This is a genomic window from Microcoleus sp. F10-B2, from assembly GCF_036704965.1.
In the GTDB taxonomy this organism is placed as follows: domain Bacteria; phylum Cyanobacteriota; class Cyanobacteriia; order Cyanobacteriales; family Microcoleaceae; genus Microcoleus.
Window position 1 is genome coordinate 49,997 of sequence record NZ_JAUBTB010000006.1, and the last position, 16,050, is coordinate 66,046.

14 protein-coding genes are annotated in these 16,050 nt (G+C 45.6%); 5 read left to right on the forward strand and 9 right to left on the reverse strand.

From position 1 onward, the window contains the following. Positions 1–11: 11 nt before the first annotated feature. From QUA99_RS03900 to QUA99_RS03910, 3 genes are all read left to right on the forward strand, one after another. Positions 12–1,772, forward strand: a complete 1,761-nt coding sequence (locus tag QUA99_RS03900) for an EamA family transporter (RefSeq protein WP_333234837.1) — start codon at positions 12–14, stop codon at positions 1,770–1,772. Positions 1,773–2,057: 285 nt separating this feature from the next. Continuing rightward, positions 2,058–2,633 carry a hypothetical protein gene (locus QUA99_RS03905; RefSeq protein ID WP_333234838.1) on the forward strand — a complete coding sequence of 192 codons (576 nt, stop codon included), beginning with the start codon at positions 2,058–2,060 and terminating at the stop codon, positions 2,631–2,633. A 56-nt stretch (positions 2,634–2,689) separates the two neighbouring features. Further along, complete coding sequence (locus QUA99_RS03910; RefSeq protein WP_333411371.1) at positions 2,690–3,700, forward strand: hypothetical protein; 1,011 nt, start codon at positions 2,690–2,692, stop codon at positions 3,698–3,700. Here QUA99_RS03910 and QUA99_RS03915 read toward each other — a convergent pair. The 5 genes from QUA99_RS03915 to QUA99_RS03935 all read right to left on the reverse strand — a co-directional run bounded on the left by QUA99_RS03915 (position 3,681) and on the right by QUA99_RS03935 (position 8,495). Continuing rightward, the gene (locus QUA99_RS03915) at positions 3,681–4,031 is read right to left on the reverse strand and encodes a hypothetical protein (RefSeq protein ID WP_172186522.1); all 351 of its coding nucleotides are present in this window, start codon (positions 4,029–4,031) and stop codon (positions 3,681–3,683) included. The genes QUA99_RS03910 and QUA99_RS03915 overlap by 20 nt on opposite strands. Before the next feature lie 64 nt (positions 4,032–4,095). Further along, the gene (locus QUA99_RS03920; protein ID WP_333234840.1) at positions 4,096–6,126 is read right to left on the reverse strand and encodes a bifunctional serine/threonine-protein kinase/formylglycine-generating enzyme family protein; all 2,031 of its coding nucleotides are present in this window, start codon (positions 6,124–6,126) and stop codon (positions 4,096–4,098) included. Positions 6,127–7,069: 943 nt separating this feature from the next. After that, the gene (locus QUA99_RS03925) at positions 7,070–7,450 is read right to left on the reverse strand and encodes a cupin domain-containing protein (RefSeq protein WP_333234841.1); all 381 of its coding nucleotides are present in this window, start codon (positions 7,448–7,450) and stop codon (positions 7,070–7,072) included. Positions 7,451–7,802: 352 nt separating this feature from the next. Continuing rightward, positions 7,803–8,126, reverse strand: coding sequence for a hypothetical protein (locus QUA99_RS03930; RefSeq protein WP_333343113.1), 324 nt, complete (start codon positions 8,124–8,126; stop codon positions 7,803–7,805). 228 nt (positions 8,127–8,354) lie between these two features. After that, positions 8,355–8,495, reverse strand: a complete 141-nt coding sequence (locus tag QUA99_RS03935; RefSeq protein ID WP_333343114.1) for a hypothetical protein — start codon at positions 8,493–8,495, stop codon at positions 8,355–8,357. A 351-nt stretch (positions 8,496–8,846) separates the two neighbouring features. Here QUA99_RS03935 and QUA99_RS03940 point away from each other — a divergent pair, with 351 nt between their 5' ends. After that, the gene (locus QUA99_RS03940) at positions 8,847–11,357 is read left to right on the forward strand and encodes an ATP-binding protein (RefSeq protein WP_333234843.1); all 2,511 of its coding nucleotides are present in this window, start codon (positions 8,847–8,849) and stop codon (positions 11,355–11,357) included. 221 nt (positions 11,358–11,578) lie between these two features. Here the strand turns inward: QUA99_RS03940 and QUA99_RS03945 are convergent, their stop codons facing one another. After that, complete coding sequence (locus tag QUA99_RS03945) at positions 11,579–12,007, reverse strand: MAPEG family protein (protein ID WP_333234844.1); 429 nt, start codon at positions 12,005–12,007, stop codon at positions 11,579–11,581. Positions 12,008–12,016: 9 nt separating this feature from the next. Beyond that, positions 12,017–12,439, reverse strand: coding sequence for a DUF6220 domain-containing protein (locus QUA99_RS03950; RefSeq protein ID WP_333234845.1), 423 nt, complete (start codon positions 12,437–12,439; stop codon positions 12,017–12,019). A 184-nt stretch (positions 12,440–12,623) separates the two neighbouring features. Here QUA99_RS03950 and QUA99_RS03955 point away from each other — a divergent pair, with 184 nt between their 5' ends. After that, the gene (locus tag QUA99_RS03955) at positions 12,624–13,370 is read left to right on the forward strand and encodes a LuxR C-terminal-related transcriptional regulator (RefSeq protein WP_333234846.1); all 747 of its coding nucleotides are present in this window, start codon (positions 12,624–12,626) and stop codon (positions 13,368–13,370) included. Positions 13,371–13,498: 128 nt separating this feature from the next. On the opposite strand, the gene QUA99_RS03960 is transcribed toward QUA99_RS03955, so the two are convergent. Next, positions 13,499–14,572 (reverse strand): M14 family metallopeptidase, encoded by a 1,074-nt coding sequence (locus QUA99_RS03960; protein ID WP_333234847.1) that lies wholly within the window; start codon positions 14,570–14,572, stop codon positions 13,499–13,501. A gap of 150 nt (positions 14,573–14,722) precedes the next feature. Continuing rightward, complete coding sequence (locus QUA99_RS03965) at positions 14,723–15,949, reverse strand: tetratricopeptide repeat protein (protein ID WP_333234848.1); 1,227 nt, start codon at positions 15,947–15,949, stop codon at positions 14,723–14,725. Between the last annotated feature and the right edge of the window lie 101 nt (positions 15,950–16,050).

A 16,050-nucleotide genomic window follows, 5' to 3' on the forward strand; every position in this document is an offset into this window, starting at 1 on the left:
GTTATAGGCTAATGGCGCAGCGGAACGTATACTCGTCAAAGGGCGAGCCAGAGGATGCACAATCAGCAGAAGAAGTCCTCCACTCAGTAATGCAAGAACTGGACGCTTTGCATGAAAATGTCAAAGGCCAGTTAAATCAAGACATTACTCGGCTGCAAACTGAAAAAAATCACCTGATTGAAGATATTGAAGACCTCCGGGAGCAATATCGCAAATTGCAGTCTCAGCAAATGGAATCTCTGTCTGGGCGATACATTCAGCAGCAGCAATTGTGGCTGAAGCAGTTGGCTCAAGTTTTGGCTCACAATTTGCAGGATTTGTTGGTGCAGCGGTTCAACGAACTCAGCGCTAACTCGGGAAATTCTCTCAGCAGCCCGATTCCCAGCGGCGAGTTCCCGATACCCCTGCCGCCGAGCAACTACGACGAACGCGCCTCGCAGTTGCTGGCGGCGCTGGATGAAAGGATCGATCGCAGTTTCCAGATGCTGGAACAAGATTTAACCAGTTACGAAAGCGAGCTTTCCGTGCGGCTCAACAACATGAAAACCCTGGAACTGCAAGGGGAAGAGCTGTTACAAAATCTCGTCAACCGCATCAGGGAAGAACTCGAAGAAGAAGAAGCATATCTTGAGAATCCTTTCGATGCTCAAGATTCCTATCCCGAGGAATCAACTAATTCTGTTAATTCTGTCCGCCCGCAATTTCAGCAGCCAACACCTGCGGATGCGCCGCGGGAAGCTGTGCCACCGACGGCAACCGCTAAAGCATCTTCTCAAGTGCAGGCAGGTTTGGTGCTGGCTTTGTCTTCGGCGGTGGTATTGTCGCTGTTTAATGTTTGTTTGAGAATTTTGATTAAAAGCAAAAATCCTCGGGTGGTTTTTGGCTTGTTTGAATTTCCGGGGGTGGTGACTCCGGGTTTTGGAAATTCTTTGTTGATTTTGTTGATGCGGCTGATCGTGGTGATGGCTTTGATGCCGATATTGGCGACATTTTTGTATCCTTCTGTGTGGAAAGATATTAGGCGGTTGTTCCAGTCGGGCGATCGAGCTTTGTGGAGTAAGGTTTTAGGAAGCGCATTTTTTCTGTTTTTGTCTCAGGTTTTGATTTATTTGGCGATCGGCAATATTCCAGCCGGGATTGCGATTACGATTTTCTTTATTTACCCGATCGTCACCGTACTAGGTTCTTGGATCTTGTTTGGTTCTCGCCCTAGCAAAGTCGGCTTTTTCGCGATCGTCGGGATTACCGCAGGTCTGATTTTAGCTGGGTGGCCGAGTTTTGCTGCCCCAGCTCCGGGCGGCGGCAATGTTGGAGTGGGAGTCGCTGCGGCACTGGCTTCTGGGATTACGTTTGCAGGTTACGTATTGCTGACGCAAATGGCCGCGGGCAAGCTGCACCCAATTCCTTTTAGTTTAGTTAATTTCGCCGCTATTTTTGTATTTTCCTCCCTGAGTTTGTGGGTGCCGCTGTCGGAAAGTTTTTCTCCTAAAATCGACCAAAATGTTTGGCCTGGTTTGATTATGGGAGGTGTTGTCTTAGGGGTACTGACGCTGTTTAGCTATCTTTTGAATAATTTTGCCATCCGGTTTGCGGGGGCAGCTTTAGCGTCAGTAATTGGCACTTTAGGGCCGGCGATGACCGCACTCTTCGGTTTTCTAATTATCAATGAGAAGTTGCAGCCTGTGGCAATTCTGGGCATGGCTGTGGTGACATTGAGCGTTGCTGCTATGAGTGTGGAACGCATAGTCGCTCCTCAGAAGAAAGCTGGTTGAGGTAATATTTTTCTTTAACGGTATAGCCTTTCTCAGGTACATGAGCTGCCAACCCAACATACAGAAGAAAAACTAATACCAATTTTCTGTGAAGCTGCATAGAATAGATCCTTGACCAGAAAAGATTTCAGGCTTCCCATTCTATGCAGCTTCATACATAATTGGTATTAGTTGATACTGTAGGTTGGGTTTCCTTCCTCAATCCAACACAGGGTGTATCCACGATTTTTCATAGAAACCGGTTTTTTTGCCTTAGTCTTAATCTATTCAGTCTAGCTAAAACCCATGCAAAAATTAACCATAAAATCGACATTTTTACTGTTGTCATTAGTCTTATCTTTAGGACTATCTTTGCCTGCGCGTGCAGATGTGCTGACACCAGGATTTACTAACGTTTATGCCTGTTTTAAAATTGATAACTTAAATAAATATCCTCAGTATTTATTTATAGCTGTCGTCCGCTCTGTTCACCCGGACCCGACATTCCCAGGTAGTCATAGAATCCTCAAGCCAAATCTGTGTTTTGGTGACCGCGGATATCGGATGTATAGCAAAGTTTACGCCCTGCCAAAATCAGCGGTTAAACCTGGAGAAATTCTCGCCGAACAACTTAAAAAATTTGATGAAAAAGATCGACGTTTAATTCCATCAAAACTACAAATTGAGCACTCGCGATCTGTCGCCGCCATCTTCGTTGGGGACATTACTGATGTATTGGAAATTGTTTCTATCAGTAACAACAATCTAGAATTAAGGGAGAAAAGCAGTAATTCTCAAATGTTTATTTTGGGGCTTTTAGTGCTTTCCAGCCTCGTCGTAACAGCTATAGTAATTTTTAGATGGCGCAAGCTGCCTAAATAGTTTCGCTTTAATGCTATCCGTTCTTGCTATAGCAATCCTTGCACCTCATGGAGACGATGGAAACCTTACCGCCAAGACATAAGTTGGTGCTAACAGCAGCAATTGTGCTTGTGCTAGCCTGCGCTCTGATATCAGTTGCTTTGCCACTAGCAACTTACACGATCGCCCTGGCAATGTTTGGACTAGCTCACGTCATCACCGAATTGCGCTATGTTGATGGTCGTTTTAATTCTCGCCTGGGAAACAACTTACGTTTGGGGATGATTTGGCTCCTGCTGCTAATTGTTAGCTTCCGCACCTGCTTTATGCTGGGCTTGATTTCTAGCTTGCAGATCGCACCTTTAGAATTAACTTGCGTTGCGTGCCTAGCAGGATTAGTCGTTCCTAAACTCGCCTTGCGTAGTTGGCTGTGGGGTGCTTTTGGCATAGCAGTGGTGGCGGGAGTGACGGCAGGCATTGCGATCGCGCCTGCTATGTTGCTGTTGGTTTTTAGTATCTTGCACAACCTAACACCAGTTGGTTTCATCGCCGAAAGACTACGAGGCGAACGGCGACAGCGCGCTTTATGCTGCTGTTTGCTAGTTTTTGTTACCATACCGCTGCTAATTCTTTCCGGCTTGCCACACGCCGCCTTAGCTCAACTTCATCTGCTATCTCCCTCAGTTTCGCTGCTGAAAGCAGGGTCACTTTCCTCTCACTTGGGCGTATTTGTACCTCCAGAGCTGCACGGGGAAGCTATGGGCGACCGAGCTTTCTCTGCCGCCGTGTTCCTTCAGTGTATGCACTATGCGGTTGTTCTCGGCGTACTGCCTCACTGGGATGATGCTGCGAGTTGGGCAAAAGCTCGCACTTTCTTTCCTTGGCAAAGGGGCTGGCTGTTTCGCGGGACAGTTGCTATCTTGGGAACACTTTTATTTGTGGCTTTTACTCAATCTTTTACAGGTACTCGCAGCGTTTACTCGTTGGTAGCTGCTATTCATGCTTGGTTAGAAATTCCCATTTTGTTGCTGGCTATAGTTTGTCCTGCGGAAACAGGGTTCATCGAAGTTAAAGCAGTTGGTAGATAGCCAAGCCGCCGAAGAAAGAGGTGGCATTAGCAATTGCTGACAGAAAAAGTCCTTGCCGCCAGCCTATTTTACCTACTAGCGCGTAGAAAGCCCCTTCCGCGATCGTCACAATGATTTCGATCGATCCTGCTCGTTCTGGAAATCTCAAATAGGGAATCAGCATTTGGGAGCCGATCCAAGCTAGGGGATGAGTTACAAGAGTAGCAATGCCAGCGCAGATTAGCAGCAAGAGCAGCTTTTTGTCAGGTCTTGGTTCCATAAGCTGTGCTAACAGCAGAACAGTTGGAACTTCAATTGCTAGCGAAATTAATAGTGCTAAATTTTGGGTCATTTCTTCTAGAGTTACAAAGGTGGGCGATTTTTGAACGCGATAAATAATTGCCCTTGGACTCTGATCACTCAAAACAAACAGCTACTCGAAAACCCACAATACTAGCCTTGCAATCCGGCTGATATCTGAGCCGACACGCGCTGCGACAATTCGGAGGATGATCGTTCCAAGAACCGCCCCGCAACAACCTCAGCGAAGAGTCCCCGTCAGACTCCCAAACGCTGCCATCAGCAGGCGCACCGTTATAATTATTGTGCCAAGAATCCGCGCACCATTCCCAAACATTTCCGTGGAAATCGTACAATCCGAAAGCATTAGGTTGAAAACTGCCAACATCTGTCGTTTGAAAGCGATAAATTCCCTTCGGCGCTTCAGCGTAATTAGAACTTCCGTTGTAATTTGCTAACTCGCTGGTAATCGTTTCCCCAAAGTGAAACGGTGTCATAGTTTCCCCCCGGCAAGCATATTCCCATTGGGCTTCGCTAGGCAAGCAATAATTATTACCAGTTTTGCGAGAAAGTCTAGCGCAAAACTCCACAACCTCATACCAAGATACATTTTCTACAGGTCGATTTGCACCTTTAAAACGGGCTGTATCTGGATTGAGAAATATTTTAATTTGCGGCAGTGCCGCAACTGCTTTCCACTGGGCCTGAGTGACTGGAAATTTGCCAATATAGAAAGATGCTAAAGTTACTGGGTGCTGGGGTTTTTCGTCGCTGTCACCCCGATTTTTTGGGGAACCCATCAGGAAAGTACCGCCAGGAACAGATACCATTTCCAGGACTGTACTGTTACCGAGAGGTTCTTCAAAAAAACGCGCTTTGCCACTGTTAAGGTTAGTTGGCTGCCCGCGCTTGTCTACTGTCACTACCTGAAATTCAAAAGTGCTTTTGACAGCCGCAATTCTCTGCGATGCCTTGTTATGAGGCGGATTGGTGTTGGATTTTTCCCTAGGATTGACAGAGATACTGCTATTGATTTGCCCGCTTTGATTGAGCGGAGTATTAATAGCAAGTGGCCCTCCCTTTGTCACAGAAGAATTTAAAGCAAGTGGCCCTCCCTTGGTCACAGCAGAATTTAAAGCAAGTTGTCCTCCCTTGACAAAAGGGGGTTGGGGAGGTAAAGAATAGAGATTTAAAGCTTTGATTACTTCATCAGCAGATTGATATCTATTTTTGAGATAATCTTGAATTAACTTATCTAAAATTTTTGTCAACTTGCTGCTGAGTTTTGTGCCTGCGGGCAACCGTTCTCTCCAAATCCAGCCGCCATTTATCGGGTCGTAAAGGTCATCGGAACCGTCAACTTTTGGCAAACATTGAGTTAGCAGTCTCAGGCAACTTATTCCCAAACTGTACAAATCGCTTCCGGGGAAAACTTGACCGCGCATTTGTTCTACCGGCGAATATCCGGGAGTTCCTACAGTTGTGCCTACTTTGCTCATCAGCGAGCCCGTCACTTGTTTGGAAATGCCGAAATCTATCAAAACTAACTCTCCGCGCCCTCCCCTTCGGAAAGCTGAATTGCGAAAATTTCCCGCCTTGGGCAGGGATGAGCTAACAGAGGTGCGGCGGCGCATGATATTCTCAAGTTTGATGTCTCGGTGAATGACATGGCGATCGTGCACAAATTTCAGAATCGGCAAAATATCTGCCAGTAACTGCCAAATTTTTTCTTCGCTAAAAACACCCTGCTGAGTTAATTCTGCTAGTAAAGTTTGCCCCTCAATCAACTCTTGTACTAAATAAAGTCGCTGGTCTTGTTCAAAATAAGCAATTAATCGAGGAATTTGGGGATGTTCGCCGAGTTCGTAAAGTCGTTTCGCTTCTGCCTTAAACAATTCTGTGGCTTTTTTAAGCGCCGAGGTTCCTTGAAATTGGGGTACAAACTGCTTGATTACGCACGGATCGTCCATTCGATCGGTATCTACCGCTTCATAAGTTCTGCCAAATCCCCCTTCGCCCAACAGTCGAATCACGCGGTAGCGGTTTCTGAATAGAGGGTTGAGGCCTTGAGCTCCGCAACTTTGACAAAATTTAGAGTTGTCGGGATTGAAAGGATTAGAGCACCTGGGATTAGAACAGTAGAACATATCTGGGAAGAAATGATCCGGTTAAGGTTATGATATATCTTTTTGGCTTCCTCAAGGAAGACTAACAATTCATAATTGGTTATTGACAATTGACGCTAGGGAGGGCATTACCCCCCGCTTGTGTAGCCCCAAGGGAGAAAGTAGAAGGCAGAATTTAAAACGCCAATTAATCCAAATAAAGCGATTTGAGGGCAAAAAATGCCAGCCCGATCGACCGATTTTAGCAACCCGCTTACCGTCGATATGCGTCTGGGGATATTGGTAATTGCTTTACAGAGGCTAGTATAGTACAACTTGGCGATCGCCCAAACTAAAAAGCGATTGCACTCAAATAACTATCCCACTAAAAACTAAGAAAGCGATTTCAATAACCCATTCAATCGCTTCATCGGGGCGTAATAATTCTATAAGCTCGATCGTCTTTAAAGGCGATCGGGGTAATTTCCACCTAAAATGCCCTATTTCTGCTGCTTTAACCAATTTTGTATTACCGCTAAATAACTTTATTTTTGAAGGCTTTGATTGCGAAAATAAGTGATAAGAATAGACCACAGCATGATACTGCCACTATTGTTTCGGTGATATTTGGTGATATGAATACGATAAATCCCTGCTCTTCGATCAAGGCAGAGAAGCTTGAGACACAAAAGGGCATGAGATATAACCTGAATGTCTGCCAATCATCTCTTTTGCCTTTACTAGAGGAAACACTTAGCATCAGACCCGTACCGATTACCACACTTATACCAAGTGAATTAATCCAGATATTAACCGAAGGATCGAAATGAAAAAAAACTACTACAACATACCAAATGAGATAGCACCAGAGAATAGCTTTATCTAATTTGATTCCGTAAAGATATTGAATCTACCATTTCATGGATCTAAAAATGCTTTTATTTTTTCAACCTGATTGATGAATACAACCCGGTAGATTGAATAATTAAGGATGGATAGCAAAAGAGTTTTCTAACGAGACAAGTTGATACCCCGCATCGGCTGGTGTCACAATTGAGATAAAAACCAACGGCTCATCACCGTTGTTGAATACTCCATGTACACATCCGGTATGAGCGACTACAACATCCCCAGCAGCGATCGACTTCGTAGTGCCTGCTTTATCCAAATAGTAGTCTCCCTTCCCGCTTAAAACAGTCCAAGTGTCTTGCCCGTTGGGATGGATGTGCGCGGGGATTGCCTGACCTGGCTTGATATACCAGGCGACAACGACAGCATCCTTAGATTCGGTAACGATCGAACGAACAGGCTCTCCATCACTCGGTTGAAAAAATTTAGAACTGCTGAATATCCTAGTTATACTCATCTTTGCATCACTCTTTGAAAAACTTCTCAAGAGCGATCGTCTCACCGATCGCCTACAAAGAACTGTCTCACCGATAACTTTACGGAAAAAAGTTTCCCTGATTTGTCTCGATCACCCCAAAAAAATAAAAAACCCTCAAACTAATTTAAAAATCGTGGTTTCGGGGTTTTCTTCCTAAAACCCGATCGAATCACAACTCGCAAGCAGCGCGATCGCCCTTGATAAAGATCGCACTCTCCGCATAACAATCAGGCTAGAAACCCCAAGTGCGATCGCGCGCCGGTAATTTTGAAGTATTCGGTAGGGCGATCGAGTGTGGGAAACTACAATTCATCAAATGAATGATTGCATATTACTTTGTAGTTTGGGGCAACAATTGATTTAGTGCGCCGCACAAGTATCCCTTCACCGTGTCTTTACTTGCACCCACCCCACTCGGAAGGGTAAAGATCATTTCAACATTTAATAGATTGCCCTCCATTGAGGCAAATACGTCAATTGGCAAAGCACGCTGAAATGCTGTTGCGGGATTTTCGGCTTTCATTACACCTAAGTTCACATCCGTGCTGAGAGTCTTGATGCCCTCGCGCGCCAAAATTGGTCGTAATTGGGAAAATGCTCTCTCTATCGATAACCCCTCAACCTGAACACGTGCAGAAAAGGCGGCACCATTCAAAAAGTCCCCCTTTTTTTGAAAGCTTTCCTCGCAGGTTGTGGCAAAAGCGGGGGTGGCTAAACACATGAGACCTAGACTCAAGACAAGCGATCGCATATTAACTGAGTTATAAGAATGAAACAATCATCAAGATCATGATGAACAATCATAGGATTATTTGGCAAGTGATGCAAATGCCTTCGACGGTTTTTAGTATGAGTTGCAGTCCGGTTAGTATTCGATTTTATTCTAGCAAGTATAGAAACTATAAAAATTAAGGGTAAAGACTAAAAGGGCGATCGCACCGAATAGAATAGCGATCGCTCTACTGGTATTTTTAAAGTATTCGGTATTGCGATCGCGATCGCTAGCTAACGGCACATTAAACAAAGTGAAAAGACTCTATTGAGTCCGTTTCAACTGAGATATTGCACTTTTCTCGCTTAACAGGCTTTTCGACCTGTTCTACAAAAAGTAAGTGAATTTTATTGTGGGGTGGACAGGAGCGCCCTTCGAGTGAAAGGCTGATTGCAACTGGTGCAAGATATCAGTTCCAACGAGTTGTTTTGCTCAAGAGTGCGATCGCTAATAACCTCAACTGATTGCGCCTCAATCTTCCACCGCTACATTAGATCGAGCTGAAACTTTTCATCCCTAGAAGGAAACACTAGGTATTTGTTCTTTTTCTTGATTGTGGCAATTACACTTGGATCACAATAAGATTACTCCTATCTGCTTGTTATGGAAATAGATCGCGTGCCATTTCTGAATCGCCTCCGGCGCACCATGTCCTCTGCGGAAGCTTGGGGGTTTAGTGTGGTTGGATATCTGATGTGGTTTACCTTAGCGCCGTCGATGCAAGCAGAAATTGGCTCCGCATCGCTGTTGGTCTGGATTCCTGGTGCGATCGTCGGAATTCTGTTTAACCTTCAAGTTCAGAGTTTGGGTGAGAAATATCCAGATGTATCTGGGGGAACACCAAATTACATCACGCGACTGCTGCATCGTTACCCTGCCCTTTCCCGTTACTTGGGGATTGCCTACTACTTGGGGTGGGTTTCTTTTCCGGCCATTAATGCGATCGTCATCACAGATTTGATCCAATTCCATTTAGAACCGATGGGGCTGAATGTTCCAGAAAAAGTGTTTGAGATCGGTTTTACAGCGATCGCTTACTTTGTAGCATTCAGTGGCACCCGCGCCGTCGCCATTCTGCACCTGTTTTTTGTCTTTCCTTCGATCGGCTTTTTACTCCTCTTCTGCGTTCAGGGTTTAGGCTGGCTTGCCTTGGAGCCCCAAAGCCCCGGACTCTTGCCCAGCAGCATTGATGCCATCAGTGTCCGGGACTGGCTGAAATGGTACTTGTTTGCCGCTTATAGCTTCTGTGGCTGCGACACAGCTTCATCCTTTGTCGCAGACAGTCTCCACCCAAAAAACACCATCAAGGCGCTGTCTTGGGTTGCCTGGTTCATGCCTCTGGTGTTTGTCGGTGGCAGTTTAGTGTTGTTGCAGTTGGCAACAGATCCCGGTTTAGAAGGCAATTTGTACGGCAATTTCCTGGCGGCTGCCAAGCCTTTCTGGGGAGACGCGGCCCCTGTCACAGTCACATTGCTGGTTGCCGCTAGCTGTTTGTTGGGATCTGCGACTAGCGTTTGCAATACGCCCCGCATCCTTTTCCAACTCGCGCAGGATGGGCTGTTGTCTCCAGTGTTTGGCGCAGCGTCCCGTCGGGGTTCCCTAGAACCCGCGCTGCTGCTAACCTTTATCTGTAGTTTAGGATTTTTAGTCTGGGGCAACACCACTCGAATTGTCGTGGTGTCAGGGGTGAGTTTTTTCATTTCTATCATGGGGTTGCACTTGGGGCTGTGGATGCAGCGCCACGATCCAGTCGTGCGTTGGGGGCGACTATCCTTAGCATTGCTGGTGGTGGAGTTCATTTCCCTGGTGGTGGGTGGTGTTGCCTGGGGATGGATGGATTTTGGCCTCGGGTTGCTGTTGCCGTTAGCAGCGATCGCGATCGACGCTGCAATTCGGCGGATTCCTTGGGCACCTTTGCACTTACCGTGGTGGGATCGACTCCATGCCAAGCCGCTGAACCATCCTGAAAACGAAGATTTTGTAGTGCTTCAGATCGGAGTTTTGATTGCGCTGATTTGCAGTGCAGCGACAATCAGTTGGCTGATCAGATCCTGGCTGCGGGTAGAAGTCGGAACCAACAATCCCTATCTGATGATTATTGTGTTGATGACGCTGGCATTTGTGGGAGTAGCGATTGCTTGCTGGACAACTCTGCCCCAGGTTGCTGCGATCGAAGAACTAGCAATTTCCTCAACCGCGCAAGCTAAAGAATTGGAGAGGACTCTAAACGAACTGCAAAAAGCCCAGATGCAAGTTATCCAAAGCGAAAAAATGTCTAGCTTGGGACAGTTGGTGGCGGGAATTGCCCATGAAATCAATAACCCGGTCAACTTCATCCACGGTAATCTCACGCACCTGGACGAATACACCCAAAATCTGCTGCGGATGATCGAACTCTATCAACAGCGCCATCCCAGCAACGATCCAGACGTGCAAGCAATGGCAGAGGAAATCGACTTGGAATTCCTCACTGAAGATATCCAAAAAATCGTGTCCTCTATGAAGGTAGGCACCGATCGAATTCGCGATATTGTCGTCTCGTTGCGAAATTTTTCTCGCATGGATGAAGCAGACTTCAAAGATGTTGATATCCATGAGGGAATTGAGAGCACTTTGCTGATTTTGCAACACCGGCTCAAAGATCGATCGGATTGTCCAGCCGTGGTAGTAATCAAAGACTATGACACATTGCCCAAGGTGGAATGTTTCCCCGGACAACTCAATCAGGTATTCATGAATATTTTGGTCAATGCTTTGGATGCCCTGGACGATATGAATGCCAAACGCTCCTATCAGGAGCTTAAAGCCACCCCGAACCAGATTACGATTCGGACTTCTGCGATCGACGATCGATGGGTGGAGGTGGCGATCGCTGACAACGGAATTGGTATGCCAGACACAGTGAAGCAGCGCATTTTTGACCCCTTTTTCACCACCAAACCCATCGGTAAAGGTACGGGTTTGGGGATGTCAATTAGTTATCAAATCATCACTGAAAAACATGGCGGTAAAATTAAGTGTTTTTCTACACCTGGCTCAGGTACTGAGTTTGTGATTCAGATCCCCATTCGGCAACAAACAATTTCAGCATTCCCCATCGCTGCTGAATCTTAACCACTTCGCGTTCAGTGCAGCCCTCAAACAATCTGAGGCGGTACAAGAATCGATCGGAGTGTCAATTACCCCCAACTGCTCGATCTGAAGCCGTAAGAATCTTAGAAGCGCGATCGCCCGAGTCCAAAGATCGCACTCTCCGTATAACAATAAGGATAGAAACCCGCAAGTGCGATCGCCATACCGAAATGAAGAGCGATCGACCCACGGTAATAGCGTACCTACGTGCCAAAGTGGATAATGGCTGCGCGGATCGCGATGAACCACACCGCGAGCGTGGCAAATAGGTAGAGGTAGAACCGAAGTATGATGAGATTGAATGTGCAATGAACAGCACTATGCAATGTACGAAACACCACGAAGACCCACGCGGCGTTCACATACACTGTATCCACCTGCTTTGTGATGAACAGATATAGGACAAGCGCATAGAAAAGTATCGGAATCTCGAACAGGTTCTTGAGGTTGTCCGATGGATTGGATACGCTTGGTGGCGAGATTTGCGCCAGTGTACCCGGTACAGCAAGTTCATTCGGGCTGAGCTTTATACTGGTGATAAAACTGATACGGCGGATGTACATATACGCCCAGACTAAGAATGTTAGAAACACTGTTGCAAAGAAGGGACTGAAGATTGCATCTTGCGTCATTTCTACCTCTCAAATTTGATTATTTTGATAGTTGCTGGACGATAAAGTACGCGATATGTGATGTACAAGGCTGGAAGAAACATAGAGCAACGCAAATCCAATCAGAGGATGAAGTACCTCTAAGTGAAGAGGAGTTTTGAGATGAATGCTGGAAAATTGTAGTCCAAGCAGCACTGGCAAACTTGTGGCGAGATGTCGTATTCTGCGTGAGAATGGGGCGAGAAACGACCATCCCAGTAATACTAATGACAGCCCACTGTACCCTCGCACTAGCCAAACATGAATATCCCACCATGCAGGATTATTGAAGTAAGCAACTCCAACAGTTAATAACTGAGCAATCAAGCAGACATTAAAGATGATTGAAGTCACATAAAAGCCGCTCGGCATCCAAGGTGTAGGATCGCTGTCGAGTTCCAAATCTGTGGTCATGTCAAGTTGTTGTTGAGATTATAAGGGTAATATAAACTGAGTATTGCAATGCTTCCAGACCTCGATCGGGTACTCTTTTTGACAATCAAGCAATTTGGTTACAAGGCCCCGGATTGATCCGTGGGGTCAATTCTAAAATCTAAAATCTAAAATCTAAAATCTAAAATCGGTTGACACCATGACCATGACAAGTCCCTTGCAGCTTTTATTTGAAGCGATCGACCAGGTGAAGGACGAACAAGAGCTGCGATCGCAAATCGTGCCCAAAATCGGTGAGTATTTTGCAGCTAAACGATCGGGAATCTTTTTCTTCGATCGACTTCCTTTAGCAGATAGCAATTTTCAGAAAACATTGAAAGTTGCGCTATCGATCGAACACAATCCTGTTGCACGTTATTTAGTGGAGCGCCATGCTCCTGTCCATGAAGCATTAGTGACATCATCACCCAAGGTTTGGACAATAATTTGTCCCCGACCCGATCATTGGCACGTGATGGCGGGGCCGATCGTCAGTCGCGGTCAATTAATGGGTGTAGTGGGTTGCACCCGCGATCAGTCAATGCCCGCCTTCGATACAGAAAATCTAGCCGATTTGAGTGCGATCTGTTTGCATTTGTCTGTTTGGGCTGCAACAGTACGCGCAGCGAAGCTATCCCGTAGGGAATCGCAGCACCAACCTTTCAATACCTCACGCCTAACGCCTCGTGAATTGCAAATTGCCGAATTGGTTGCTTTGGGGCGAACCAACGCAGGAATCGGGAGGGAACTTTGGATTACTGAGAATTCGGTGAAGCAAGCTTTGAAGCGAATGTTCCGTAAGCTTGAGGTTTCGTCTCGTGCAGAAATGGTTGCACAGCTTTCGGCGACCAAATATAATTTGCCAAGTGTAAAAATGTCTCCATCCAACTTGATGCAGAATACCCACCAATAAACTTAACGCTAGAAACCCCAAGAGCGATCCTCTTCGAGGGCAACGCTTACGCACCGAATTGAAGGGCGATCGACCAAATGGTAATTTTGAAGTATTGAGTAGGGCGATCGCTTACCGTCGCAACTCCTTCAGTCAATCAAGGCTCGTTTACAAACATCAACTCCTTGAGTTAAGCATTGTTCTCGCCATTTTCGAGATATGGGTGCAAACATTTCTACCAACTGGTCTTTTGTCCATTCATATTTCTGATGTGACTTACCCCACCAGTAAGCACGATTCTCCGCCCGCAATGCCTTCAAGACTTGAATCGTCGAGTAAGTACCGAATTCTGCTGTTAGTAAATCATAGCGACACTTTGGTAGAAGAGCTTGGCACCAAGTTTTTAATCCACCGCGAATGGGATATGACACACCTTCTGTGCTGTTCGCTTCTATTGTTTCCGCTCCAAATCGTTGAGCTAGTCTTGAACAAGATTCTGATGTTGCAGATGCGTCAAGCAAAAGCTTATAAGTTCCCGATCGTCCTAAACCTGTGTGGAAATCAATATGCAGTACCTCTGAAGCATTAGCAATCCATTGGGGCAAATTGCTAGCTAGAATCTCTTGAGTTTTGGATGCAGCATGACCACCAAAAAAAAGTCCCTTTGGAAAATCGTATTGCCCTACAGGAAAAGTGTTTCTCAAACTGGTCATTCCATATCTCAATATTAGCCATATAGCTTGAATAATATAAGGTTCAAAGCGTGATGGAGGTGAAGTTGGATTGAGAAAGTAATTGAATTTAGGATAATCCTTTGGGCTGCCATCAAAAACTTCTTCAGACAATAAAAAGTTACGGTTTAAGTCTATGTTATTTTCATTCCAACGTCGTCGCCATGCAAAACCATAAGGATTCAGAGCATGAATAAGTACAACCTTAATATCCGGTGACAACGATGTGAGAAGTTGCTGCTTTTCTAACAACGTAAGTTGGATTGCCGAACCCAAAAAGCCTTCTACTCCATGCAAGCCACTAGAAATGACTACACATCGTCGTGGGTTGGAAGAACCACCGATAGCCACATCAATAGTTAATTCTTCACCAGTTGGACTAACCTGATCAATTGGATAGGCTGTGTGCTGATAACCCAAAGATGAAGATGCTGCTCGAAATCGCTCTCGTGCAGTAATGTAGTTGGGTGAAAATGCTTCTGAATCGCTCATAAATATTCGTTACCCACCAGCAATCTTACAACTATGCCTCAAAAGACAACTCACACGGCATAACGATTCATTATACTGTAGTTGCTTGCGGTCTAACACTTCGATCGCCCTTGACAAATATCGCACTTTCCGTAGAACAATAACGCTCAACTACCTCGAAAACGGCCACCATTGCTTAGATTTTAGATCTTGAGCCTTCTGTGCTTGGCTGAATTTATTGATTAACTCTTGCAATTTTAACTCGGATTCGCGATCGCCAATATCTCGATAAATATCTAAAGCTTGTTGAATATTTTCAAGAACGCGATTGTATTCATTCATCGCAACATAGTACATCCCAAGGTTATATAAACAATTCGCTTCACCTCTCCGTTCTCCTAACGAGCGATAAATCGGTAGTGCTTTTTGATAGCACTCATAGGCTTGAGCAGACTGGTTGAGGCGTGAGTAACTTACACCGAGAGACAGAAACATTCCTGCCTCTGATTGTAAATTTCCTTCCGTCTGGGCAAAACTGAGTAACTGTTGGTAAATCTCGATCGCCTTTGGGTATTGTGCTGCTGCAAAGTATGCTTCTGCTAGGCGATACGAGCAATCCAATTGAGCCTGATGATTCCCATTCTCCTGGGCAATCGCTATTGCCTGTTGAAAAACTGCGATCGCCTGTGAGTGTTGTCCCAGTTGAGTATAAGCCGTACCCAAATCTGCCAGTATGGTGGTTTCTGGAGCTTGCTCACCTGACTCACGCCAGACTGCAAGAGCTTGCTGAAAAAAATTAACACTCAACTGAATTTGATTGTGTTTGTAGTGTAATTCCCCCAGCGCATAAAGCGTTTTGGCTTCCTCTCGCAAATTACCGATTTGCCTAGCCAACATCAAAGCCTGCTCACAAGACGCATTGGCTTGAGGATAATCTCCTTGATTACTGTAAATAGCTGCTAAATTTCTGAGTGGCATGAGTTGCGCATCTGCGCTGCCAAGTTTTTTAGCCACTTCAATTGCCCGTTCATAATTCAAGGCTGCTTCTTCCAGTTTACCGGACATCACATACGTCACACCCAGACGGTTGAGAACATTGCATTCTCGATCTGCATCAAACACGTGATACACATCAGCAGCCTGAGTCAGGTACTCAATTGCTTGCTGATATTGCTGTAAGTCTGAATGGAGTGAGGCTAGGGTTTCCAGTGATTTTGCTTCATCTTCCCGATGATGAATTTCTTGGTAGATGGCGATCGCCTCTTGTATGTAAGCGATCGCATCTTGATGCTGTCCTAATCTTTGATATGAAAAGTGAAGATTATACAGAGCATCTGCTTCACCTTTGCGACTTTCCTGGGGAAATTCCTTGCGAACATCTACCTCCCGATAAAGCATTAATGCTCGTTGTAAAGAATTGAGGCTATGTTGCGTTGAGCTTGTGGACTGAAATGAACGAAAAAATGGGCTAGAACTGAAAAACCCCTGTGAGAGCAACT

Excerpts from the sequence above, each read along its gene's own strand:
- QUA99_RS03920 (WP_333234840.1), bottom strand. The coding sequence starts at position 6,126 with ATGTTCTACTGTTCTAATCCCAGGTGCTCTAATCCTTTCAATCCCGAC.
- QUA99_RS03960 (WP_333234847.1), bottom strand. The coding sequence starts at position 14,572 with ATGAGCGATTCAGAAGCATTTTCACCCAACTACATTACTGCACGAGAG.
- QUA99_RS03915 (WP_172186522.1), bottom strand. The coding sequence starts at position 4,031 with ATGACCCAAAATTTAGCACTATTAATTTCGCTAGCAATTGAAGTTCCA.
- QUA99_RS03945 (WP_333234844.1), bottom strand. The coding sequence starts at position 12,007 with ATGACGCAAGATGCAATCTTCAGTCCCTTCTTTGCAACAGTGTTTCTA.
- QUA99_RS03955 (WP_333234846.1), top strand. The coding sequence starts at position 12,624 with ATGACAAGTCCCTTGCAGCTTTTATTTGAAGCGATCGACCAGGTGAAG.
- QUA99_RS03940 (WP_333234843.1), top strand. The coding sequence starts at position 8,847 with ATGGAAATAGATCGCGTGCCATTTCTGAATCGCCTCCGGCGCACCATG.
- QUA99_RS03965 (WP_333234848.1), bottom strand. The coding sequence starts at position 15,949 with ATGCTTTATCGGGAGGTAGATGTTCGCAAGGAATTTCCCCAGGAAAGT.
- QUA99_RS03950 (WP_333234845.1), bottom strand. The coding sequence starts at position 12,439 with ATGACCACAGATTTGGAACTCGACAGCGATCCTACACCTTGGATGCCG.
- QUA99_RS03910 (WP_333411371.1), top strand. The coding sequence starts at position 2,690 with ATGGAAACCTTACCGCCAAGACATAAGTTGGTGCTAACAGCAGCAATT.
- QUA99_RS03905 (WP_333234838.1), top strand. The coding sequence starts at position 2,058 with ATGCAAAAATTAACCATAAAATCGACATTTTTACTGTTGTCATTAGTC.
- QUA99_RS03925 (WP_333234841.1), bottom strand. The coding sequence starts at position 7,450 with ATGAGTATAACTAGGATATTCAGCAGTTCTAAATTTTTTCAACCGAGT.
- QUA99_RS03900 (WP_333234837.1), top strand. The coding sequence starts at position 12 with ATGGCGCAGCGGAACGTATACTCGTCAAAGGGCGAGCCAGAGGATGCA.